General features: G+C 65.2%; 19 protein-coding genes. 10 read left to right on the plus strand and 9 right to left on the minus strand.

All coding sequences use genetic code 11. The features are described 5' to 3' along the window. Window positions 1-142 precede the first annotated feature (142 nt). Together AC5ZFO_RS22605 and AC5ZFO_RS22610 are read left to right on the plus strand one after the other, a co-directional pair. Window positions 143-2,299: a methyl-accepting chemotaxis protein gene (locus tag AC5ZFO_RS22605; protein WP_282520440.1), complete on the plus strand. Its 2,157-nt coding sequence runs from the start codon at window positions 143-145 to the stop codon at window positions 2,297-2,299. 193 nt (window positions 2,300-2,492) lie between these two features. Then, entirely contained in the window at window positions 2,493-3,554 is a 1,062-nt protein-coding gene (locus AC5ZFO_RS22610) for an MBL fold metallo-hydrolase (RefSeq protein ID WP_282520439.1), read from the plus strand. A 59-nt stretch (window positions 3,555-3,613) separates the two neighbouring features. Here the strand turns inward: AC5ZFO_RS22610 and aroQ are convergent, their stop codons facing one another. Continuing rightward, the gene (gene aroQ / locus AC5ZFO_RS22615) at window positions 3,614-4,045 is read right to left on the minus strand and encodes a type II 3-dehydroquinate dehydratase (protein WP_212256176.1); all 432 of its coding nucleotides are present in this window, start codon (window positions 4,043-4,045) and stop codon (window positions 3,614-3,616) included. A gap of 288 nt (window positions 4,046-4,333) precedes the next feature. Here aroQ and hemA point away from each other — a divergent pair, with 288 nt between their 5' ends. Further along, the gene (hemA, locus tag AC5ZFO_RS22620; protein ID WP_282520438.1) at window positions 4,334-5,563 is read left to right on the plus strand and encodes a 5-aminolevulinate synthase; all 1,230 of its coding nucleotides are present in this window, start codon (window positions 4,334-4,336) and stop codon (window positions 5,561-5,563) included. Between the two features lie 360 nt (window positions 5,564-5,923). Beyond that, window positions 5,924-9,433 carry a PAS domain-containing hybrid sensor histidine kinase/response regulator gene (locus AC5ZFO_RS22625; protein WP_282520437.1) on the plus strand — a complete coding sequence of 1,170 codons (3,510 nt, stop codon included), beginning with the start codon at window positions 5,924-5,926 and terminating at the stop codon, window positions 9,431-9,433. A gap of 7 nt (window positions 9,434-9,440) precedes the next feature. On the opposite strand, the gene AC5ZFO_RS22630 is transcribed toward AC5ZFO_RS22625, so the two are convergent. The 4 genes from AC5ZFO_RS22630 to AC5ZFO_RS22645 all read right to left on the minus strand — a co-directional run bounded on the left by AC5ZFO_RS22630 (window position 9,441) and on the right by AC5ZFO_RS22645 (window position 12,402). Further along, on the minus strand, window positions 9,441-10,265 hold the full coding sequence (locus AC5ZFO_RS22630; protein ID WP_282520436.1) for an SDR family NAD(P)-dependent oxidoreductase: 825 nt from the start codon (window positions 10,263-10,265) through the stop codon (window positions 9,441-9,443). Between the two features lie 17 nt (window positions 10,266-10,282). After that, window positions 10,283-10,846 carry a cytochrome P460 family protein gene (locus AC5ZFO_RS22635; protein WP_282520435.1) on the minus strand — a complete coding sequence of 188 codons (564 nt, stop codon included), beginning with the start codon at window positions 10,844-10,846 and terminating at the stop codon, window positions 10,283-10,285. 72 nt (window positions 10,847-10,918) lie between these two features. Further along, a complete protein-coding gene (locus tag AC5ZFO_RS22640) occupies window positions 10,919-11,947 on the minus strand; it encodes an alpha/beta fold hydrolase (RefSeq protein WP_282520434.1) in 1,029 nt (342 codons plus the stop codon). Window positions 11,948-11,982: 35 nt separating this feature from the next. Then, window positions 11,983-12,402 carry an organic hydroperoxide resistance protein gene (locus AC5ZFO_RS22645; protein WP_282520433.1) on the minus strand — a complete coding sequence of 140 codons (420 nt, stop codon included), beginning with the start codon at window positions 12,400-12,402 and terminating at the stop codon, window positions 11,983-11,985. Window positions 12,403-12,602: 200 nt separating this feature from the next. Between AC5ZFO_RS22645 and AC5ZFO_RS22650 the strand changes: the two genes are divergently transcribed. Then, window positions 12,603-15,458, plus strand: coding sequence for an ATP-binding protein (locus AC5ZFO_RS22650; RefSeq protein WP_496122558.1), 2,856 nt, complete (start codon window positions 12,603-12,605; stop codon window positions 15,456-15,458). A gap of 146 nt (window positions 15,459-15,604) precedes the next feature. On the opposite strand, the gene AC5ZFO_RS22655 is transcribed toward AC5ZFO_RS22650, so the two are convergent. Further along, a complete protein-coding gene (locus AC5ZFO_RS22655) occupies window positions 15,605-16,276 on the minus strand; it encodes a response regulator (protein WP_282520431.1) in 672 nt (223 codons plus the stop codon). 344 nt (window positions 16,277-16,620) lie between these two features. Here AC5ZFO_RS22655 and AC5ZFO_RS22660 point away from each other — a divergent pair, with 344 nt between their 5' ends. Beyond that, complete coding sequence (locus AC5ZFO_RS22660; protein ID WP_404979754.1) at window positions 16,621-18,285, plus strand: MFS transporter; 1,665 nt, start codon at window positions 16,621-16,623, stop codon at window positions 18,283-18,285. A 65-nt stretch (window positions 18,286-18,350) separates the two neighbouring features. Here AC5ZFO_RS22660 and AC5ZFO_RS22665 read toward each other — a convergent pair whose 3' ends face one another. The 3 genes from AC5ZFO_RS22665 to AC5ZFO_RS22675 all read right to left on the minus strand — a co-directional run bounded on the left by AC5ZFO_RS22665 (window position 18,351) and on the right by AC5ZFO_RS22675 (window position 19,784). Continuing rightward, complete coding sequence (locus AC5ZFO_RS22665; RefSeq protein ID WP_282520429.1) at window positions 18,351-18,824, minus strand: secondary thiamine-phosphate synthase enzyme YjbQ; 474 nt, start codon at window positions 18,822-18,824, stop codon at window positions 18,351-18,353. A gap of 157 nt (window positions 18,825-18,981) precedes the next feature. Further along, window positions 18,982-19,500 carry a hypothetical protein gene (locus tag AC5ZFO_RS22670; protein WP_282520428.1) on the minus strand — a complete coding sequence of 173 codons (519 nt, stop codon included), beginning with the start codon at window positions 19,498-19,500 and terminating at the stop codon, window positions 18,982-18,984. Window positions 19,501-19,541: 41 nt separating this feature from the next. Then, the gene (locus tag AC5ZFO_RS22675; RefSeq protein WP_496122559.1) at window positions 19,542-19,784 is read right to left on the minus strand and encodes a hypothetical protein; all 243 of its coding nucleotides are present in this window, start codon (window positions 19,782-19,784) and stop codon (window positions 19,542-19,544) included. A 75-nt stretch (window positions 19,785-19,859) separates the two neighbouring features. On the opposite strand from AC5ZFO_RS22675, the gene AC5ZFO_RS22680 reads away from it, so the two are divergent. From AC5ZFO_RS22680 to AC5ZFO_RS22695, 4 genes are all read left to right on the plus strand, one after another. Continuing rightward, window positions 19,860-20,234: an AtpZ/AtpI family protein gene (locus AC5ZFO_RS22680; RefSeq protein ID WP_282520426.1), complete on the plus strand. Its 375-nt coding sequence runs from the start codon at window positions 19,860-19,862 to the stop codon at window positions 20,232-20,234. 111 nt (window positions 20,235-20,345) lie between these two features. After that, window positions 20,346-21,095: a F0F1 ATP synthase subunit A gene (locus AC5ZFO_RS22685; RefSeq protein ID WP_282520425.1), complete on the plus strand. Its 750-nt coding sequence runs from the start codon at window positions 20,346-20,348 to the stop codon at window positions 21,093-21,095. Window positions 21,096-21,148: 53 nt separating this feature from the next. Continuing rightward, the gene (locus AC5ZFO_RS22690; protein ID WP_092238250.1) at window positions 21,149-21,376 is read left to right on the plus strand and encodes a F0F1 ATP synthase subunit C; all 228 of its coding nucleotides are present in this window, start codon (window positions 21,149-21,151) and stop codon (window positions 21,374-21,376) included. A gap of 60 nt (window positions 21,377-21,436) precedes the next feature. Beyond that, entirely contained in the window at window positions 21,437-22,003 is a 567-nt protein-coding gene (locus AC5ZFO_RS22695; RefSeq protein WP_282520424.1) for a F0F1 ATP synthase subunit B, read from the plus strand. Window position 22,004 lies beyond the last annotated feature (1 nt).

Consider the following 22,004-nt stretch of genomic DNA (forward strand, 5'->3'; position numbering starts at 1 on the left):
GATCAAGGGCCGGCAACTCTGCCGGCCCTTTCTTTTTTCGCTGTGCGGAACAGCGCAACCAATTGTGCAACTTGCGATTTTTTAACCCGGCCGAAGGATACTCCGCGGCGAAAATATAAAGATCACGCGTGGGGGAAGTTCGATGGCGATCCGTCTGGGTGCTGGCCGTGTCCTTGGCCGTCTCAAGCCTCGTTTCAAGATGCCAAGGTGGGGCGTGCGCGGCAGCCTGTTCGCCGCTTTCGCATTGATCGCGGGCATGGGTCTCGTGATCGCAGCCGGCGCCGGCTTCGTCTTCAATCACCTCGGCGCGACCATGATGGATCTGAGCGGCCGCGACATCCCGCGCCTCTCCGCCAGCCTGCAGCTCGCCTCGCAAAGCGCGACGCTCGCGGCGCAAGGCCCGGGCCTGCTGGCATCGCCCTCCGACGAGGCGCTGAAGGAACGCACCAAGAGCGTGAAGGACATCCAGCAGCTCGCCATGGCCAAGCTCGGCGAGATCATCGAGCTCGGCGCCGACAAGCAGATCGCAACGGCGCTGCGCGACACCGCCAAGAGCATCGACGAGGCGACCCAGAGCCTGGTGTCGGCCGCGCGCGAGCGGCTCGAGACCGGCGCGCTGCATGACAAGCAGTATGAGGCGTTGCGCAAGGCCCAGCTCACCTTCGTCGGCGCGGCCGGTCCTGCGATGCTGGACGCACAGACGCGCCTGAACGCGATCCTCGGCGCGGCGGAAGTTTCCGCAGATGATGCGACTGAGGCTGCCCGCACCGTCTCCCAGGTCGCGACAATCTCCACCAACGGCAATCTGATGGCCGCCGACATGATGGCGGCGCTGTCGGCCAACAACAGCGACACGCTGGAGGCGATCGAGAAGGAGTTCAAGGCGACGCGCGACCGCGTCAAGTCGAACCTCGAAGACCTCCCGAACATGCCCTCGATGCAGACGGTGCGCGACGCTGTGCAGAAGCTGTTCGGCTTCGGCGAGGGCAAGACCGGCGTGTTCAAGATCCGCCAGAAGGAGCTCGACGCCATCGACTACGGCCAGACCATTCTGGACGAGACCCGCAAGCTCAATGTCGGTCTCGGCATCAGCGTGCAGCAGCTCGTCGACGGCGTGCAGAAGGAGACCAACGCGTCGACCTTCCAGGCGCGCCAGGAGATCTCGCTCGCCACCACCGCGATGCTGGCGCTGGGGGCGCTGATGCTGGTCGGCTCGGCGCTGTTCGTCTGGCTCTATGTCGGCCGCAACATCCTGCGCCGGATCGGCGCCCTGCAACAGTCGATGCAGCTGCTCGCGAACCGCGACCTCGAGACCGAGATCTACCGCTCGAAGCACCACAATGACGAAATCTCGGTGATGGCGAACACGCTGCAGGTGTTCCGCGAGAGCATGATCGAGGCCCGCGCGATGTCGAGCGAGCAGGACAAGGATCGCGTCGCCAAGGCCGAGCGTGCCGCGCGCATGGAAGCGAAGATCGCCGAGTTCGAGGGCGCGGTACGCAGCGCGCTCGACAATCTCGCGCAGTCGGCCAATTCGATGCAGTCCACCGCGCAGAGCATGTCGAACACCGCCGACCAGTCCAACGCGCTGGTGAACGCGGTCGCCTCCGCTGCCGAGGAGACCTCGGTCAACGTGCAGACCGTGTCATCAGGCACCGAGCAGCTGTCGTCCTCGATCGAGGAGATCAGCAAGCAGGTCGTGACCTCGGCCGCGATCGCCAGGAAGGCGGTCGACGAGGCCGGCGCCACCGACACCACGGTGCAGAGCCTTGCCGACAGCGCCAGCCGCATCAGCGTCGTGGTCGACCTGATTCAGACCATCGCCTCGCAAACCAACCTGCTCGCGCTCAACGCCACCATCGAGGCGGCGCGCGCGGGCGAAGCCGGCCGCGGCTTCGCGGTGGTCGCCTCCGAGGTGAAGAGCCTCGCGAGCCAGACCGCCAAGGCGACGGAAGAGATCCGCACCCAGATCGCCAGCATGCAGCAAGTCACCACCTCGGCGGTGGGCGCCATCCAGGGCATCGGCCGCATCATCGGCGAGATCAACGACGTGACGACGACGATCGCCGCCGCGGTCGAGGAACAGGGCGCAGCCACCCGTGAAATCGCCCGCAACATCCAGCATGCCGCCGGCGGCACCAGCGAGGTCTCCAGCAACATCATCGGCGTCTCCACGGCTTCGGCCGAAGCCGGCGCGGCGGCGAGCGAAGTGCTGGGCGCCTCCGACGCGCTCCGCCGCGAAGCCGACATGCTGCGCGGAGAGATCGACGCATTCCTCAACAATATGCGGGCGGCGTAAGCCGCCGGCCCGTATCCCCGTAGCCCGGATGGGGCGAAGCGTAATCCGGGGATCGTGCCACAAGCGCGAAGGCCCCGGATTTCGCTTCGCTCCATCCGGGCTACGGAAAACTGCGGGTATGACCGCCATGCGGAGACCACGGCCCGGCCTTTTTCGGCTGGCGCCCCGCGCGCGGCGGGTTTAAGCCGGTAGCATGAACCCGAAAACCGACACCGTGCAGTCCTCGGCCGAGGCCCTGCGCTATCCCTGGGAACAGCATCCCGGCCCCGAAGAGATCGTCGAGGTGCGTCCCGGCGTGTTGTGGGCGCGCCTGAAACTGCCGTTCCGCCTCAACCACGTGAACATCTACCTGCTCGCCGACGGCGACGGCTATGCCATGGTCGATGCCGGCTTCGGCAACGAGGAAACGATCGAGGCCTGGACCAGACTGTTCGAGGGGCCGCTGAAGGGCGTCAACATCACGCGCCTGATCGTGACGCATTCGCACCCCGATCACGTCGGCCTCGCGGGCTGGATCGTCGAGCGGTTCAACTGCCCGCTGGTGATGTCGCAGGTCGAATATCTGCAATCGGTCTACCACCAGAACCGCGGCACCGAGGAGCGGCGCGAAGCCCAGCGGCTGTTCTTCCGCCGCCACGGCATGGACGAATCGCTCACCGAAAAGCTGCTCGGCCGCGGCCAGGATTATCTCAAGCGCGTCTCGGTGCTGCCGCCGTCCTACCGCCGCATCTCGCATGGCGACGAGGTCGTGATCGGCGCCCGCCGCTTCAAGGTGATCACCGGCGGCGGGCATGCGCTCGACCAGGTGATGCTGTATTGCGCCGACGACAAGCTGTTCCTCTCCGCCGACCAGGTGCTGAGCAGGATCTCGCCCAATGTCAGCGTCTGGGCTGTCGAACCCGACCAGAACTCGCTCGGGGAATATCTGGCCTCGCTCGCGAGCCTGACCACCACCCTGCCCTACGATCTGCTGGTGCTCCCCGGCCACGGCGTGCCGTTCTACGGTCTGAAGACCCGCATCAAGCAGCTCGCCGACCACCACGAGGAGCGCTGCAGCCTGATCGCGGAAGCCTGCCGCGAGGTGCCGCAGACCTCGCGCGCCCTGGTACCTGTCGTGTTCAACAAGCACGTGCTGGACGAGCACCAGATGGGCTTTGCCGCCGGCGAACTCGTTGCCCACGTCAATTACATGATCGTCGAGGGCCGGCTGACGGCGGAGACGAAGGACGGCGTGCTCCAGTTCCGGACGACGTGAGTTTTTCGCCTCTCCCCGCCTGCGGGGAGAGGGAGCAGACCTCCGCCGCGACTACCAGCTCACTTCATATTCGCGATCGCGTGCAGCGCCGCGACGTAGCCGAACGGGCCGAGCCCGCAGATCACACCGGTCGCCACGAACGAGATCTTCGAATGCCGGTGATATTCGTCGCGGGCGTGGATGTTGGAGATGTGGACCTCTAGCACCGGGCCTTCGAACGTCTTGATCGCGTCCATGATCGAGACCGAGGTGAAGGAGAGGCCGGCCGGATTGATGACGATGGCATCGGCATCCTGTCGCGCCGACTGGATCAGATCGACCAGCACGCCTTCATGGTTGGACTGGTGGAAGGCGAGCTTGAGCCCGAGCTTGGCGGCCGCTTCCTCGCAGCTCGCATTGACCTCCGCGAGCGTCGTGGTGCCGTAGATGTGCGGCTCGCGGATGCCGAGCATGTTGAGGTTGGGACCGTTGAGGATCATCACGCGCTTCATGGAGGGTCCTTTCAAAAGCTATCGACCGAACCGTTTGTCGGCCCGGGGCCGGCCGAGGTCCCGCAGCCGGGCCGAGGCGGTCACACCGGCCCCTCGCGGTGCCTACCGCACAGCAACATTACACAAGACCGTGAGCGGCTTGATCGGGATCAAGTTTCAAATCGCACGATAGGGCATTTTGCCCAAATGCCCCTCACACCCAAATGTGGGATAGCGCATAGACTCTAGAGCTGGAAAAGCTCTAAGAAGATGCGGCCCTTTTGGTCAGTTCCGTCTTAGGTTTTGCCGATGGATTACGCCCAGTTCTTCAATACCGCCCTCGATCGTCTCCACACCGAGCGGCGCTACCGCGTGTTCGCCGATCTCGAACGCATCGCCGGCCGGTTCCCGCATGCGCTCTGGCACTCGCCCAAGGGCAAGCGCGACGTCGTGATCTGGTGCTCCAACGATTATCTCGGCATGGGCCAGCACCCGAAGGTGGTCGGCGCCATGGTCGAAACCGCAACCCGCGTCGGCACCGGCGCGGGCGGCACCCGCAACATCGCCGGCACGCATCATCCGCTGGTGCAGCTCGAGGCCGAGCTCGCCGATCTCCACGGCAAGGAAGCGTCGCTGCTGTTCACCTCGGGCTATGTCTCGAACCAGACCGGCATCGCGACCATCGCCAAGCTCATTCCGAACTGCCTGATCCTGTCGGACGAGCTCAACCACAATTCGATGATCGAGGGCATCCGCCAGTCCGGCTGCGAGCGCGTCGTGTTCCGCCACAACGACCTCGCCGACCTCGAAGAGAAGTTGCAGGCCGCAGGTCCGAACCGGCCGAAACTGATCGCGTGCGAGAGCCTCTATTCGATGGACGGCGACGTCGCCCCGCTCGCCAAGATCTGCGATCTCGCCGAGAAATATGGCGCGATGACCTATGTCGACGAGGTCCATGCCGTCGGCATGTACGGCCCGCGTGGCGGCGGCATCGCCGAGCGTGACGGCGTCATGCATCGCATCGACATTCTCGAAGGCACGCTGGCCAAGGCGTTCGGCTGCCTCGGCGGCTACATCGCCGCCAACGGCCAGATCATCGACGCCGTGCGCTCCTACGCGCCGGGCTTCATCTTCACCACCGCGCTGCCGCCGGCGATCTGCTCGGCCGCGACCGCCGCGATCAAGCATCTGAAGACGTCGAGCTGGGAGCGCGAGCGCCACCAGGACCGCGCCGCCCGCGTCAAGGCGATCCTCAACGCCGCCGGCCTGCCGGTGATGTCGAGCGACACCCATATCGTGCCGCTGTTCATCGGCGATGCCGAGAAGTGCAAGCAGGCGTCCGACCTGCTGCTGGAACAGCACGGCATCTACATTCAGCCGATCAACTATCCGACGGTGGCCAAGGGCACCGAACGCCTGCGCATCACGCCCTCGCCTTATCACGACGACGGCTTGATCGATCAGCTCGCCGAAGCGCTCTTGCAGGTGTGGGACCGCCTGGGTCTGCCGCTCAAGCAAAAGTCGCTGGCGGCGGAGTAGGCTTCCCCTCTTCCCGACTAATTCTCGTCGAGCCCGGGGCTACCCCTCTCCCCAGCCCTCCCCCGCAAGGGGGGAGGGAGCGAGACAGCTGTGCGCGCCTCACGTTGATCTCCCACCCAACTCTGTTTCGTCCTTGTCGCGACAATCGACGCTCTCTCCGTTCCCTCCCCCCTTGCGGGGAGGGCCAGGGAGGGGGGTGCCACACGGGGACTCTCTCGGTGAGCCACAACGCACCTTAACGACAACCCCAGTTCCCGCCCCGGCACGGCATTTCGCTGTCGCTTGCGCCCGCCCAACGCGCTAGATTTGCAGGGAAAATGAGTTCGGGCGCCCTCGCGCCCAGGGAGAAGCGCGCTCGCCATGCTGCACGACTGGGGCGTGATCGCTGCCGCCTTCGGCTATATCGGCTTTCTGTTCCTGGTGGCGAGCCACGGCGACCGCCGCTCGCCGGCCGGGCGCGGCCGTGCGTCCGGGCTGATCTATCCGCTGTCGCTGGCGATCTACTGCACCTCCTGGACCTTCTTCGGCTCGGTCGGCTTCGCCACGCGCACCTCGACCGACTTCCTCGCGATCTATGTCGGTCCGATCCTGATGATCGGGCTCGGCACGGGCGTGTTGCGCCGCGTGATCCAGCTGGCCAAAGCCCACAACATCACCTCGACCGCCGACTTCATCGGCGCGCGTTACGGCAAGAGCCAGGCAGTGGCGGCCACCGTTGCTCTGATCGCGATCATCGGTTCGGTGCCCTACATCGCACTCCAGCTCAAGGCGGTCGCCTCCTCGCTGGAAGTCATTCTGAGCGAAGACCAGGCGTTCTCCCACATCCCGATCCTCGGCGACATGGCGCTGATGGTGACGCTGGCGATGGCGGCCTTCGCCGTGCTGTTCGGCACACGGCAGACCGACGCCACCGAGCACCAGCACGGCCTGATGCTGGCAGTCGCGACCGAATCCATCATCAAGCTGATCGCCTTCCTCGCCGCCGGCATCTTCGTCACCTTCTGGATGTTCTCGCCGCACGAATTGATCGAGCGCGCCATGAAGACGCCGGAGGCGGTGCGCGCCATCAACTATTCGCCGTCGATCGGCAACTTCCTCACCATGACGCTGCTGTCACTCTGCGCGATCATGCTGCTGCCGCGCCAGTTTCACGTCAGCGTGGTCGAAAACTCCTCGGATGCCGAGGTCGGCCGCGCGCGCTGGCTGTTTCCGCTCTATCTCGTCGCCATCAATCTGTTCGTGATCCCGATCGCACTCGCCGGCCTCGTTACCTTTCCGTTCGGCGCGGCCGATCCCGACATGTACGTGCTGGCGCTGCCGATGGAGGGCGGCGGGGAGCTGCTCAGCGTCGCCATTTTCGTCGGCGGCCTGTCGGCGGCGACCGCGATGGTGATCGTCGAATGCGTCGCGCTCTCCATCATGGTCTCGAACGACCTCGTGGTGCCCCTGGTGCTGCAGCGGCGACCGGAGGGGCGCACCGGCGGCGCCGATTTCAGCGACTTCCTGCTGCGCTCGCGGCGCCTTGCGATCTTCGCCATCATGGTGATGGCCTATTTCTACTACCGCGCGCTCGGCAACACCCAGCTCGCGGCGATCGGCCTGCTCTCCTTTGCCGCCATCGCCCAGCTCGCGCCAAGCTTCTTCGGCGGGCTGTTGTGGCGGCGCGCCACCGCACGCGGCGCCATCGGCGGCATGCTGGTCGGCTTCGCGGTGTGGCTCTACACGCTGTTCATCCCGAGCTTCATGGATTCCTCGACGGCGGGCATCCTGCTGCTCCAGCACGGCCCGTTCGGGATCGAGGCGCTGCGGCCGCAGGCGCTGTTCGGCGCCGACCTGCCGCCGCTGATGCACGGCGTGATCTGGTCGCTGTCGCTGAACATCCTGACCTATGTGCTGCTGTCGCTGGCGCGGCGGCCATCCTCGATCGAGCTGGTGCAAGCCGATCTGTTCGTACCCAACACGCTCGCGCCGATCTCCCCGAACTTCCGCCGCTGGCGCACCACCGTCACGGTGCAGGACATCCAGACCACGGTCGCGCAATATCTCGGGCCCGACCGCGCCCGGCATTCGTTCGAGGCATTTTCGGTACGGCGCAATATGCGCCTGGAATCAGGTGCGCCCGCCGATTTCGAGCTGCTGCAACACGCCGAGCACCTGATCGCCTCTTCGATCGGCGCGGCCTCCTCGCGGCTCGTGATGTCGCTGCTGCTGCGCAAGCGGACGGTCTCGGCGAAAGCGGCGCTGAAACTGCTCGACGATTCCCACGCCGCGCTGCATTTCAATCGCGAGATCCTCCAGACCGCGCTCAACCATGTCCGCCAGGGCATCGCCGTGTTCGACGCCGACCTGCAGCTGATCTGCTCCAACCGGCAGTTCGGCGATCTCCTGAACGTGCCGCCGCATTTCATCCAGTTCGGCACGCCATTGCGTGAAATCCTGGAATTCATGGGTGTGAGCGAGCCGGACAATCCGGTCGAGCGCGAAGCCATGCTGGAGCGGCGGCTCGCGGCTTACACCACCGACAGCGAGCCTTATCTCGAGCGCCTCCCCGACCGCCACATGGTGATCGAGATCTTGACCAACCGCATGCCCGGCGGCGGCTTCGTCATCACCTTCACCGATGTCACCCCCACGTTCGAGGCCGCCGAAGCGCTGGAGCGCGCCAACGCGACGCTCGAAAAGCGGGTGCGCGACCGCACCGAGGAGCTGACCCGGCTGAATTCCGAGCTGGCGCTGGCCAAGAGCGCGGCCGAGGATGCCAGCATCTCCAAGACGCGTTTCCTGGCGGCAGCCAGCCACGACATCCTCCAACCCCTGAACGCGGCGCGGCTCTATGTCACCAGCCTGGTCGAGCGCCAGCACAGCGGCGAGGAGACGCGGCTGGTCGAGAACATCGACGAATCGCTCCAGGCGATCGAGGAGATCCTCGGCGCACTGCTCGACATATCGCGGCTGGATGCCGGCGCGATGACGACCTCGACATCGAGCTTCAAGATGGCCGATTTGATGCGCTCGCTGGAGATCGAGTTTGCACCGATCGCACGCGCCAAGAACCTCGAGCTCGCCTTCGTGCCCTGCTCGCTGCCGGTCGAGTCCGATCGGCTGTTGCTGCGGCGCCTGCTCCAAAACCTGATCTCCAACGCGATCAAATACACCCCGCGCGGACGCGTGCTGGTCGGCTGCCGCCGCCGCGGCGCCTCGCTCAAGATCTGCGTCTACGACACCGGCGTCGGCATTCCGCCGGTGAAGCGCGGCGAGATCTTCAAGGAATTCCACCGCCTCGAGCAGGGCGCGCGGATCGCCCGCGGCCTCGGCCTCGGCCTGTCGATCGTCGAGCGGCTCGCGCGCGTGCTCAACCACGGCATCGCCATCGACGCCAATGTCGGCGGCGGCTCGGTCTTCTCCGTGACGGTGCCGACGGCGAAGGCGGTCACCCACACCGCGGCCGTGACCAGCGCGACGCCGTTGGCGCGCACGCCGATCTCGGGCGCCCTCATCGTCTGCATCGAGAACGACGCGGCGATCCTCGACGGCATGCGCACGCTGCTGAAGGCCTGGGACGCCGAGGTGATCGCGGTCGCCGACCCCGAGGGCGCGATCGCCGCGATCGAAGGCGCGGGACGCCGTGTCACCGGCCTGCTGGTCGATTATCACCTCGACCGCGGCAACGGCATTGCCGCCATCCGCGACATTCGCCGCCGCTTCGGCGACGGCATCCCTGCGATCCTGATCACCGCCGACCGCAGCCCCGCGGTGCAGGTCGCTGCGCGCGAGGAAAAAATCGCGGTGCTCAACAAGCCGGTGAAGCCGGCCTCGCTCCGCGCCCTGCTGGGACAGTGGCGCACGCAGCAAATGGTGGCGGCGGAGTAAGACGCGGTCAGTAGTCGGTCGAGATGCTGAGCGCGCGCCACCTCTCGAGCTCGTCGAGGCGTTGCCGGTCCGTCGCCGCGATGGCGTTCACGGCGTCGCTGCCGAGCGCGATCCGCAGCGGCGGGCTGTCCATGTCGACGAGCTTCAGCACAAGTGCGGCGGCCTTCGCCGGATCGCCCGGCTGGCGGCCATCATAATCGCGCTGCATCCTGACGGCCGCTCCAACGACGGCATCGTACTCCCCCCGCCCTTCGCCGGTCGCATGCGCTGACTGCGCAAAGCCCGTACGAAAGCCGCCGGGTTCGACGATCGTCACGTGCACGCCGATCAACGCCATCTCGCGCGCCAGCGATTCCGAAAAGCCCTCGATACCCCATTTCGCGGCCGAATAGGCCGCGCGTGCCGGGGCTCCGATCCGTCCGCCGACGGATGAGAATTGCACGATATGCCCGCGGCGCTGCCGGCGCAGCACGGGGATCGCCGCCTTCGTGACGATGATGGTGCCGAGCAGATTGACCTCGATCTGCTGACGGAACGAGGCCAGGCTCGTGTCCTCGACCGATCCGAGATCGCCATAGCCGGCATTGTTCACGACCACATCGACGCCGCCGAATGCCGCCACGGCGAGGCCGATGGCCGCTTGCGCGGCCGCCTCGTCGGTCACGTCGAGCGTTGCGAGCCGCAGTCTTTCTCCAAAGCGCTCACGCAACGGTTCGAGCGGATTCGTGTCCCGGGCCGTAGCCGCCACACGATCTCCCACCGCAAGTGCGGCTTCCGTGATGGCGCGTCCGAGCCCGCGTGAGCTGCCGCTGATGAACCAGATCTTTGACACGGCGGGCTCCTGACCGCTCAAGGCGCAAGCCGGGTGAAGACGTAGTCACGGCTCTTGGCGCGGGCGTCGTGACAGGCGAAGCAGGTGCGATGCTGGGCCTCGTCGACCGGCTTGCCATTGATGAAGCGGCCGAACCCCCAGCCGCCGGTGGACGCATATTTCCTGGAATCCTTGACCATCACCTGAACCGTGGTGGCCGCGCCGGGGATCGTCGCGGATGCGAATTCCGGCGACTGTTTCCGTTTCCAGGCGCGCTTGACCAGAATGGTGCCGTCGGGGAACGGAAGCTTTCCGTCTTGATAAGCATCGATTGCGGTCTGGTTGCCGACAACGGCGCGAAGCTCGTCGAGCGGTGCCGCCTCTTCGGCCGGCGCGATCAGCTCCCACTGCTTGTAGCCGGCAGGGATCGTGACGCCGAAGATCGGCGAGGCGTCTGCCGTGTTGCCTTGTGCCGGTCCCTCGGCGAGAGCGATCGAGACCAGATAGGGCACGCAAGTCAGGAGAACGACGAGAAGGAGCGCGGCAAGCGTGATAGCCGTCGCATGAGAGCGCTTGTTCTTTTCAGGTTCGATGGACGTCATGACGTTCCTTCGTGCTGGGATGGCGGCATAGCCTCGGTCCAGCCGCGCTGGACCGAGGCATCGAATGAACGCTCAGGCGCCGTCGGCGTCGATGACGGCCTTGGCGAACGCTTGCGGCGCCTCCTGCGGCAGATTGTGGCCGATGCCGCCGGTGATCAGGCGGAAATCGTACCGGCCTGAGAACCTCTTGGCATAGGCGCTGGGGTCGGGATGCGGCGCACCGTTGGCGTCGCCCTCCATCGTGATCGTCGGGACGCTGATCACCGGAGCTGCAGCGAGCTTCTTTTCGAGCTCCTCGTATTTCGCTTCGCCCTGGGCGAGGCCGAGCCGCCAGCGGTAATTGTGGATCGTGATCGCGACATGATCCTTGTTGTCCAGCGCCGCCGCACTCCGGTTAAAGGTCGCGTCGTCGAACTTCCATTGCGGCGAGGCCAGCTTCCAGATCAGTTTTGCGAAATCATGCGTGTATTTCTCGTAACCGGCGCGGCCGCGCTCGGTCGCGAAATAGAACTGGTACCACCATTGCAGCTCGGCCGACGGCGGCAGCGGCGCGTTGCCCGCGGCCTGACTGGAGATCAGATAGCCGCTGACCGACACCAGCGCTCGGCAGCGATCCGGCCACAACGCAGCGATGATATCGGCGGTGCGCGCGCCCCAGTCGAAGCCGGCGATGACCGCCTTCTTGATGTCGAGCTTGTCCATCAGCGCGATGATGTCGACGGCCATGGCCGCGGGCTCGCCGTTGCGCGGCGTCTCGCTGGAAAGAAAATGCGTCGAACCGTAGCCGCGCAAGTGCGGGATGATCACGCGATAGCCCGCCTTTGCCAGGATCGGCGCGACGTCGACGAAGGCGTGAATGTCATAGGGCCAGCCGTGCAGCAGGATCGCCACGGGACCGTTCGAGGGACCTGCCTCGGCATAACCGACATTGAGGACGCCGGCGTCGATCTGCTTGATCGGACCGAAGGACGCGTTCGATGCCGGGGATCGCGGCGCGTCCGTTTCGGCACGGGCGAGGTCGATCACGCCGAGACCGACGGCGACGGTTCCCGCGGCGACGCCAAGAAACTTGCGGCGGTGCTGGTCGATGATCTGTTTCATGGTGGTGCTACCTTGTTGATGGTTGGTGATGTCCGTCAGATCAGCGCGACCGTGACGTCGATATTGCCGCGGACGGCCTTGGAATAGGGGCAGGTCTGGTGCGCCTCATCGACGATGCCGCGCGCGATCTCGCGATCGAGGCCCGGCAGGCTGACGTTGAGGCGCGCGCTGAGCGAATAGGCGCCCTCGTCGAGCACGAGATCGATCTCCGCATCGATCGCGCATTTCCGGGGAAGCTCGATCTTGCGCTTGCGGGCCGCGATCTCCATCGCGCCTTCGAAGCAGGCCGACCAGCCGGCCGCGAACAATTGCTCGGGATTGGTGCCGATGCCTGTGCCGCCCGGCGGCGACAGCTTGACGTCGAGGCGGCCGTCGGAGCTGCGCGATATGCCGTCCTGTCGTCCGCCGCCGGTGTGGGTCCTGGCCGTGTAGAGCAGTTTTGCCGCTTGCGTCATGAAGGTCTCCTTGCCGTCGCGCAACTGACTAGCAGCGGCGTCGGCGGGACACCCGTTTGGACTTGTGAGAAGTTGTGAGGCCCCGGCTCGCAGTCCCGCCACGAGGCCTGCATCAGCGGTCTGATGCCGATGCAGGTGCGGCCTTGCCGGATTGCGATCATCTGGCTATCCGGTCCGTTTGAAAGGATCACGATTTCGCCATGACCGAGCCGGCCGGCACTGCAACGGGAACCCTATCGTTCGGGCCATTCACCGTGACATCGCACGAAAGGCTCGTGATGCGCGGCGGCGTCGCGCTGCCGCTCGGCGCGAAGGCCTTCGACACGCTGATCGCGCTGATGTCGCGGCCGAACGAGGTCGTCAGCAAATGGGATCTGATGGCGCTGGTGTGGCCCGGCCTGGCCGTCGAGGAAACCAACCTGCGCTTTCACGTCGCAGCCCTGCGCAAGGCGCTCGGCGACGGCAAGGACGGCGCTCGCTACATCACCACGCTCTCCGGCCGCGGCTATTGCTTCGTCGCGCCGATCTCGCGAACGGACGTTGCAGCGAAGCCGCATCCCGCACCGCGGGTGAACCCGCCGCCCGTAAAACTACCTAACCGGCTGCAACGGATGGTCGGGCGCGACGATGCGGTCGCCGCCGTCTCCGACAAGCTCATCGGCTCGCGGTTCGTCACGATCGTCGGCCCGGGCGGCGTCGGCAAGACCGCCGTTGCGGTGGCGATCGCGCACGACCTGCTCGAGACTTTTTCCGACGCCGCGCATTTCGTCGACCTTGCCGCGCTCAGCGATCCCGACCTCGTGATCACCTCGATCCTGCTGATGCTGGGCTTGCCGGCACAGACCGACGATCCCCTGCCTGCACTGCTCGCGCATCTCGGCGACAAACGGATGCTGCTGATCCTCGACAATTGCGAGCACGTCATCGCCGCCGCAGCGCCGCTGGCAGCCGAAATCTTTCACGCCGCGCCGCATGTCCATATCCTCGCCACGAGCCGCGAAGCCCTGCGCGTCGAGGGCGAGCAGGTCTACCGGTTAGCGCCGCTCGCCGTTCCACCTGATAGCCCCGGGCTGACCGCGGCTGCCGCGCAAACCTATCCCGCGCTTCAGCTCTTCCTCGAACGCGCCATGGCCGGCGGCGCGCAGATCGCGCTCGACGATGCCAATGCCGCGATCGTCGCCGGGATCTGCCGCAAGCTCGACGGCATGGCGCTGGCGATCGAGCTCGCCGCCGGCCGGGTCGAGGCCTACGGCCTGGAGCAGACGGCCGCACTGCTCGACGAACGCCTCAATCTGCTCTGGCAGGGCCAGCGCACTGCGCCGCAGCGGCAGAAGACGTTGCAGGCGACGCTGGACTGGAGCTACGGGCTCCTGTCCGACGCCGAGCGCCTCGTGCTGCGCCGGCTTGCCGTCTTCGCCGGTCACTTCACCATCGACGCCGCGCTCGAAATCGTGCCGGACGAGCGCGTCGACCGCTCGCGCCTGTTCGATGCTATCGACAGCCTGGTTGCCAAGTCGATGGTCGCGCCGCGACCGATCGGCGCCATGATGCGCTACCGTCTGCTCGACACGACGCGCGCCTATCTGCTCGAGATCGAGCCGAACGAGACCGCGCTGGCCGCCCGCCACGCAACCTACTACCGGCGATGGCTGGAGCAGGCCGGCACGACATGGGCGACGGTGCCGAGCGCCGACGAACGCGCGATCCATTTCTCCGCGCTTCACAACGTGCGCGCCGCGCTGGACTGGTGCTTCGGCACGGGCGGCGATATCGGCATCGGCATTGCGCTGGCCGCCGCGGCGGCTCCGATCTTTCTCGCGATGTCGCTGCTGATCGAATGCCGGCGCTGGTCGGAACGGGCGCTGCTTGCGATCGATCCGCCCTCGCGCGGCAGCGCCGAGGAAATGCACATCCAGGCCGCCCTCGGATTGACCTTGATGTTCACGCGTGGCGGCAGCGAAGCTGCGCGTGCCGCCCTGAGCCGGAGCCTGGCGATCGCCGAGGCGCGCGGCGACGCGCCGAACCAGCTCCAGCTGCTCGGCCGCATGCACATCTTCCACGAGCGGATGGGACAGTTCGACGCCGCGCTCGGTTATGCGCAGCAGAGCCTCGCGGTCGCCGAGACGCTCGGCGATGCCGCCTCCATCGCCCTCGCCCGTTCGCTGCTGGGTGTCTCCTTGCATCTGGCCGGCGAGCATCGCGACGCACTGCGCATGCTGGAGGCCGCCTGGCACGGGCCGGGCACGGAACGGATCAGCACGGTCCACGGCTTCGACCACCGCAACCGGGCCGGCATCGCGCTCGCGCGCGAGCTTTGGTTGCAGGGCCGTCCGACGGATGCGCGGCAACTGGCGCTGCAGACGGTCACCGAGGCCGCGCAGATGGACCATCCGATCACGCTCTGCATCGCGCTGATCTGGGCGGTCTCGATCGATCTCTGGAGCGGGGATCTCGACGGCGCGGAAGAGAACATCGACCGCTTCATCGCACATGCCGAAACGCGCTCGATGGGCCCTTATCTCGCGGTCGGCCGTGGCGTCAAAGGCGAGCTGGCGATCCGACGCGGCGACGCCGCCCGCGGCGTCGAGACGATACGGGCCTGTCTGCGCGAGCTCCACGACGCCGGCTACGAGCTGCTCACCACGACGTTCAACATCGCACTCGTGCATGGCTTGTTGGCGCTCGGGCAGACCGAGCGGAGTGCGCGCCTGATCGACGGCGCGATCGGCCTCGTCAAGCAAGGCGGCGATCATCTCTACATGCCCGAGTTGCTGCGCATGAAGGGCAAGGTGTTGCTGTCACTGCCGCAGCCGAACCGTGGAGAGGCCGAAAACCACCTGATGCGATCGTTGGAACTGAGCCGTCGCAACGGTGCAAAAGCCTGGGGGCTGCGGGCTGCGATCGATCTTGCCGAGTTCCTTGCTGAACGTGGCCAGTGCGAGGAAGCGAAGCGGTTGCTTCAATCGGCGCTCGAAGGCTTTGCCGAGGGCTCCGAGACTGCGGATATCAGGGCCGCCAACGAGCTACTAGGGACATCATCGGCTCCGACATCCTGAGGTGCGAGTGGCGCGATGCAAAGGCATCGCGGCCGGAGCCTCGAAGGATGAAACGGCCGAGGTGCCAGCCGGGGCCGTTCATCCTTCGAGGCTCGCTTCGCGAGCACCTCAGGATGACGGAGACGGAGCTGATTGTACCGTGAGGCTCACCCCGTCGGGCTGCCCTGCTTCCACTGGCCGCCGGCGATCTTCGCCGCGGCAATCACCGCCTGCGTGCGGCTCTCGACGCCGAGCTTTTGCAGGATCGCCGAGACATGCGCCTTGATGGTGGCTTCGGAGACGCCGAGCTCATAGGCGATCTGCTTGTTGAGCAGCCCTTCCGACAGCATCATCAAGACCCGGACCTGCTGCGGCGTCAGCGTCACCAGGCGGTCGCGCAGGCGCGTCATGTCGGGATCGGCGGCGGCCGATAGATCGGTGTCGGTGGGAACCCAGACGTCCCCCTCCATCACTTTGAGGATCGCGTCGCGCAAGGTCTCGACGCCGAATCGCTTCGGGATGAAGCCGGAGGCGCCGAAATCGAGCGAACGGCGAATCGTGGCGCTGTCGTCAGAGGCCGAGACGATCACCACTGGGATGGCCGGGTATTGCGCGCGCAGATAGATCAGCCCGGAAAAGCCGGAGATTCCGGGCATCGAGAGGTCGAGCAGGACCAGATCGACGTCGGATGTCTGTTCCAGCAGCTTGGTGAGATCCTCGAATGATCCGGCCTCGTCGATCCTGGCCGAGGTCAGGACGCCCGCCACCGCTTGCCGCAACGCGTCGCGGAACAGGGGATGGTCATCGGCAATGACGAGATGGGTCGAAGGAGCGCTCATCGTTCTCTTGCTGGCATTCACACCAGGCCAGTAGGCCGGCCCGGGGGCCTTGGTCAATTCTTTCCCGACCGGCCGTGGCATGCAAGTGGGCAATATCCCTTTGCGGGAACGGGGTTAACCCACGGCGAGCGCGATCGTGCCGGATTGAAGGGTCCGCGGCGTCAGGTGCGCGTCAGTGCGCAAGGCCGAAAGTCGTATTGGGGCCGGTTTCACGCCGATGTTACCTTTGGGGCAAGACCTAGGTTGATCCGGCCCGTCCGGACATCTGGGGCGCGAGGAAACGAAATTCGGGGAGCCAACTCAATATGTCCACAATAGCTGCAACCTCGGCACGATCCGGCGGCATGACGAAGGATGAGCGGTTCGTCATCCTCGCATCGTCGCTCGGCACCGTCTTCGAGTGGTACGATTTCTACCTTTACGGATCGCTGGCCGGCATCATCGGCACGCAGTTCTTCACGATCGCCGGTGCCGACGGCAAGCCGATGTTCGATCAGGCCACGCGCGACATCTTCGCGCTGTTGGCCTTTGCTGCGGGCTTCCTCGTCCGTCCGTTCGGCGCAATCGTGTTCGGCCGCGTCGGCGACATCGTCGGCCGCAAATACACCTTCCTCGTCACCATTCTCATCATGGGTCTTTCGACCTTCATCGTCGGCCTGTTGCCGGGCGCGGCACAGATCGGCATCGCGGCGCCGATCATCCTGATCGGCCTGCGGCTGCTGCAGGGCCTCGCGCTCGGTGGTGAATATGGCGGTGCTGCAACCTACGTCGCGGAACACGCGCCGCAGGGCAAGCGTGGCTATTACACCTCCTTTATCCAGACCACCGCGACGCTTGGTCTATTCCTGTCGCTGCTGGTGATCCTGTTCACCCGCTCCGCGACCGGCGAGGCTGCCTTTGCCGGTGCACCCGGCGCTTATTGGGGCGGCTGGCGTATTCCGTTCCTGGTGTCGGTCGCCTTGCTCGGCATCTCGGTCTGGATCCGTCTGCGCCTGAACGAATCGCCGGTTTTCCAGAAGATGAAGGACGAGGGCAAGGGCTCCAAGGCGCCTCTGACCGAAGCTTTCGGCACCTGGAGCAACGCCAAGATCGTGATCCTGGCGCTGGTCGGCCTGACCATGGGCCAGGCGGTGATCTGGTACACGGGCCAGTTCTACGCGCTGTTCTTCCTGCAATCGATCCTGAAGGTCGACGGCTACACCGCCAACCTCCTGATCGCCTGGTCGCTGCTGCTCGGCACAGGCTTCTTCCTGGTGTTCGGCGCGCTGTCCGACAAGATCGGCCGCAAGCCGATCATCCTGGCGGGCTGCCTGATCGGCGCGCTGACCCTGTTCCCGATCTTCAAAATGATCTCGAGCAACGCCAACCCGGCGCTGGAGAAGGCCTACGAGAACGTGAAGGTCCAGGTGGTGGCGGATCCCGCGAGCTGCGGCGATCTGTTCAACCCGGTCGGCACGCGCGTCTTCACGACGCCTTGCGACACGGCGCGCGCCTTCCTCGCCCAGTCGTCGGTGAAGTACTCCACCGTTCCGGGACCGGCGGGCGCGGTGAAGATCGTAGTCAACGACAAGGACGTGCCGTACACGGATGCCAAGACGTCGAACCCCGCGGTCACCGCGGCGGTGCAGGCGGCCGGCTATCCGAAGCCGGGTGATGCCGGCATCGTCAAGATGTCGCATCCGTTCGACATCTTCCGTCCGCAGGTGTCGGCCGTCATCGGGCTGCTGTTCATCCTCGTGGTCTACGTCACCATGGTGTACGGCCCGATCGCGGCAATGCTGGTCGAACTGTTCCCGACCCGTATCCGCTACACCTCGATGTCGCTGCCGTATCACATCGGCAACGGCTGGTTCGGCGGCCTGCTGCCCGCGACCGCCTTCGCGATCGTCGCCTCGACCGGCGATATCTACTCCGGCCTGTGGTACCCGGTCATCTTCGCGACGATCACCGCCGTGGTCGGTTTCTTCTTCGTCCCGGAGACGAAAGACGTCGACATCAGCAAGACCTAATAACGTCGCAAGACGTCGATAGACCCGGCCGCGGAGCGATCCGCGGCCGGTTTTGTTTTTGGGGTTTACTGATTGCTGCCGATGAATTGCAGCACCACCTCGCGCTGGTGCGGGCGCTTGCGGTGCTCGATCAGGTAGATCGCCTGCCAGGTGCCGAGCGCGAGCTTGCCGTTCAGGACCGGGACCTGAAGCGAAGTCTGCGTCAGCATGGTCTTGACGTGCGCCGGCATGTCGTCCGGCCCCTCGGTGTCGTGCGTCCAGCCGGCGTTCTCGGGCGCGAGCCGCGACAGTGCCGTGGTGAGATCGACGAGCACGGACGGATCGGCGTTCTCCTGGATCGTCAGCGAGGCCGAGGTGTGCCGGATAAACAGCGTCAGCGCGCCATCGCGCGCTTGAACCTCATTGATGAACTTCGCGGCTTCGCTGGTGAGATCGGTGAAGCCGCGGCCGGGCGTCTGCACGGTCAGCAGTGACGATGCGACGGTGGTGGCTTGCACCGACGATGGCGCCGAGCGCGTGACGGATTTGCCTGATGTCATCAAATGTCTCGATTGATCGAACACTGCCGCAGGGTGGGCAAAGGCGCGTAGCGACGTGCCCACGTCTTCTTACGTCATGGAAACATGGTGGGCACGGCGTAAGAACGCCCTTGCCCACCCTACGGCAGGTCAACGCGTGGATAGCGCGAAGGGGTCCTCAGATCTTCCCCGAGACGTCCTTCTGCACGCGATTGGCCATGTCGATCAGCCGGCGCCAGGCCTTTTCCAGGAACGACATCACCCGATCGACATCCTGGTCGCTGGGCAGCGGAATCTCGATCTTGCGGTCCCCCTCGGCGAACTTCGGGTCCTTCTTGAGCGGATCGGATTTCGGCAGCGCCTCGTCGATCTTGCCTGATACGGTCGGTCCCGCCGCGATCTGCCCCTTCAGCTTCTCGACTTCGGCCTGGAGCCGGCCGATCTCGGCGTCGAGCGCGGTGCGTTCGTCGGGCACCGCGTAGCAGGCCCAGCCGGCGCCATTCTTGGTGCAGGTCGACACCGTGCCGGTGCGGGTGTCGAGCCGCAGCACGCCTTCGGGGATGGGCGTCATGCTGTAGCGGCCGTTTTCGCTGTCGGGTGCGGACTGTGCGGCAACGAGGCCGCCGCCGATGGTCATCACCGCGGCGAATACCGCCACGGCAAGCCATGATGCTGTGGATGAATTTGCTGGTCTCATCGCGCTCTCCGCCATGGCGCTTCTGCGGCTTCCCTTCAATTCTACACCCCGGCGAGGCGATCCGCCGCCCAAAACGCGCCACCGATATCAACGATCGCAACAATCCCTTTGATCCCGCCAGCAGGACGAAATGGCGGTCGCATTCGCCGATCATGAAGAGAGCTGCTGCGGTGCGGCGTCACGCTGTGTGCAGCGTTGCCGAGCGTGCCAATATCATCAGGTAAATCAGATACATAATAGAACGCGACGCAATCGTGACTTGGCTTGACTTGATTATGGGCCATCAGTATGGTCCGCGCGGCTTTTGAGGGTGGCGGGCGTAATTTCCATTCAGCCGTGGCGTTTCGGGTCTTCGTTGCATGACACAGGGCACGGGACACGGCGAGAATGGGGATCGCGATAAATCGTCCGAGGAAGCTGCGCTTTCCGAACGGCTCGGAAATCTTGATCAGCGGTTGTCCGAATTCCGGGACCGACGAATCAAGACCGAGCAACCCGCAGGTGACGGTGAAGACAGAGCGGCCAGAGCTTCGGCGATGGCGCTTGGTTTCCGGTTATCCTCCGAGTTGGTCGCCGGGGTCGTTGTCGGAGCGGGGATTGGCTGGGGTTTCGACCGCTTGCTGTCGACGTCGCCTTTCGGATTTATCGTGTTCCTGCTGCTGGGCTTCGTGGCCGGCGTCGTGAATGTGGTGAGATCGGCAGGCGCGGGTCAAAGCAGGCGCGGTGGTTCTTAAGCTATCCGCACAACAGAGGAATGATCGTACCGGTCCTGCCGGTACGGGCCGGCCCGGCCGGCAGACCGAGACCCGCCGGCATTGCCCGGCAGACCAAGAGATGCCGCGCTGATGAAAATCGATCCGATCCACCAGTTCAACATCGAGCCTCTCTTTACCCTGGGCCATATCGGCAATCAGACGATCGCCTTCACCAATTCGTCGCTCTACATGCTGGTGGCGGTCGCGATCATCTCGATCCTGATGCTCGCCAGCGGCACGCAGCTGGTTCCCGGACGCTTCCAGTCGGTCGCTGAGATCTCCTACGAATTCGTGGCCTCGACCATCCGTTCGACGGCCGGCGCGGAAGGCATGAAGTTCTTCCCGCTGATTTTCTCGCTGTTCATGTTCATCTGCGTCTCGAACCTGGTCGGCATCATCCCCTATACCTTCACGGTATCGAGCCATTTGATCGTCACCGCAGGGCTGGCGCTGCTGGTCTTCTTCACCGTGCTGATCTACGGCGTCGCCAAGAACGGCCTGAAATTCTTCTCGATTTTCGTTCCCCATGGCGTCCCCGGCTACGTCCTGCCGCTGGTCATGTTCATCGAGATCCTGTCGTTCTTCCTGCGGCCGGTCTCCCACAGCATTCGTCTCTTCGCCAACATGCTGGCCGGCCACATCGCGCTGAAGGTGTTCGCGGGCTTCGTCGCCATGCTGGGCTTCTCGCTCGGCGCCATCGGCTGGGTCGGCGGTGTGCTGCCGCTGGCGCTCACGGTCGCGCTGTATGCGCTCGAGATTCTGGTCGCGTTCCTGCAAGCCTATGTGTTTGCGATCCTGACCTGCATCTACCTCAACGACGCCATTCATCCGGGACACTGAGCGGTCCGGGGAATTTCCACCCAAAACCCAATCTTTCTTCCAAGGAGTCTAAAATGGATCCGACAGCAGCAAAACTTATCGGCGCGGGCATCGCATGCATCGGCATGGGCGGCGCGGGCGTCGGCGTCGGCGTGATCTTCGGCAACTACCTTGCTGCAGCCGTCCGCAATCCGTCGGCCGCTCAGGGCCAGTTCGGCAACCTGATCTTCGGCTTCGCCGTGACCGAAGCGCTCGGCATCTTCTCGCTGCTGATCGCGCTGCTTCTGCTGTTCGTTTTCTGAGAACGACTTCTTTCGCGCCGCTTCATCCGAAGCGGCGCGTGACAGCAACAGGAGTACTCCATGGCCGAGAGTCATGGCGGGGCGAAAGGTCCAGCGACCAACGCCCACACTGAAGCCGATGGCGGTCATCACAGCGGCGGCTTTCCGCCGTTCGAGAGCAGCACCTTTGCTTCGCAGCTGGTGTCGCTCGCGATCTTCTTCGTCCTGCTTTACGTGATCGTGTCCAAGCTCGCCCTGCCCCGCGTCGGCGGTGCGATCGAGGCGCGGCAGAACAGGATCGAGGGTGACCTCGCCGAAGCCCAGACGCTGAAGGACCAGTCCGACGCGGCGCTGAAGGCCTATGAAAGCGAGCTCGCTTCGGCGCGCACGCGGGCACAGGCGATCGGCAACGAATCCCGCGACAAGGCGAATGCGCAGGCGGAAGCCGAGCGCAAGACGCTGGAAGAGCAGCTGGCGGCCAAGCTCGCCGAGGCGGAAAAGACCATCGCCTCGACCCGCACGGCCGCCATGAGCAACGTCCGCGGCATCGCGGCCGATGCGGCAGGCCAGATCGTGCAGCAGCTCGCCGGCGTCGTTCCGGATGCGGCGTCGGTCAATGCCGCCGTTGATGCGTCCTTGAAGGGTTAGT

The organism is Bradyrhizobium sp. Unk1, assembly GCF_059512345.1.

Bases quoted from the DNA above. Each gene is read 5' to 3' on its own strand.
- AC5ZFO_RS22605 (WP_282520440.1), top strand. From the start codon at position 143: ATGGCGATCCGTCTGGGTGCTGGCCGTGTCCTTGGCCGTCTCAAGCCT.
- AC5ZFO_RS22610 (WP_282520439.1), top strand. From the start codon at position 2,493: ATGAACCCGAAAACCGACACCGTGCAGTCCTCGGCCGAGGCCCTGCGC.
- aroQ (WP_212256176.1), bottom strand. From the start codon at position 4,045: ATGAAGCGCGTGATGATCCTCAACGGTCCCAACCTCAACATGCTCGGC.
- hemA (WP_282520438.1), top strand. From the start codon at position 4,334: ATGGATTACGCCCAGTTCTTCAATACCGCCCTCGATCGTCTCCACACC.
- AC5ZFO_RS22625 (WP_282520437.1), top strand. From the start codon at position 5,924: ATGCTGCACGACTGGGGCGTGATCGCTGCCGCCTTCGGCTATATCGGC.
- AC5ZFO_RS22635 (WP_282520435.1), bottom strand. From the start codon at position 10,846: ATGACGTCCATCGAACCTGAAAAGAACAAGCGCTCTCATGCGACGGCT.
- AC5ZFO_RS22640 (WP_282520434.1), bottom strand. From the start codon at position 11,947: ATGAAACAGATCATCGACCAGCACCGCCGCAAGTTTCTTGGCGTCGCC.
- AC5ZFO_RS22645 (WP_282520433.1), bottom strand. From the start codon at position 12,402: ATGACGCAAGCGGCAAAACTGCTCTACACGGCCAGGACCCACACCGGC.
- AC5ZFO_RS22650 (WP_496122558.1), top strand. From the start codon at position 12,603: ATGACCGAGCCGGCCGGCACTGCAACGGGAACCCTATCGTTCGGGCCA.
- AC5ZFO_RS22655 (WP_282520431.1), bottom strand. From the start codon at position 16,276: ATGAGCGCTCCTTCGACCCATCTCGTCATTGCCGATGACCATCCCCTG.
- AC5ZFO_RS22660 (WP_404979754.1), top strand. From the start codon at position 16,621: ATGACGAAGGATGAGCGGTTCGTCATCCTCGCATCGTCGCTCGGCACC.
- AC5ZFO_RS22665 (WP_282520429.1), bottom strand. From the start codon at position 18,824: ATGACATCAGGCAAATCCGTCACGCGCTCGGCGCCATCGTCGGTGCAA.
- AC5ZFO_RS22670 (WP_282520428.1), bottom strand. From the start codon at position 19,500: ATGAGACCAGCAAATTCATCCACAGCATCATGGCTTGCCGTGGCGGTA.
- AC5ZFO_RS22675 (WP_496122559.1), bottom strand. From the start codon at position 19,784: ATGGCCCATAATCAAGTCAAGCCAAGTCACGATTGCGTCGCGTTCTAT.
- AC5ZFO_RS22680 (WP_282520426.1), top strand. From the start codon at position 19,860: ATGACACAGGGCACGGGACACGGCGAGAATGGGGATCGCGATAAATCG.
- AC5ZFO_RS22685 (WP_282520425.1), top strand. From the start codon at position 20,346: ATGAAAATCGATCCGATCCACCAGTTCAACATCGAGCCTCTCTTTACC.
- AC5ZFO_RS22690 (WP_092238250.1), top strand. From the start codon at position 21,149: ATGGATCCGACAGCAGCAAAACTTATCGGCGCGGGCATCGCATGCATC.
- AC5ZFO_RS22695 (WP_282520424.1), top strand. From the start codon at position 21,437: ATGGCCGAGAGTCATGGCGGGGCGAAAGGTCCAGCGACCAACGCCCAC.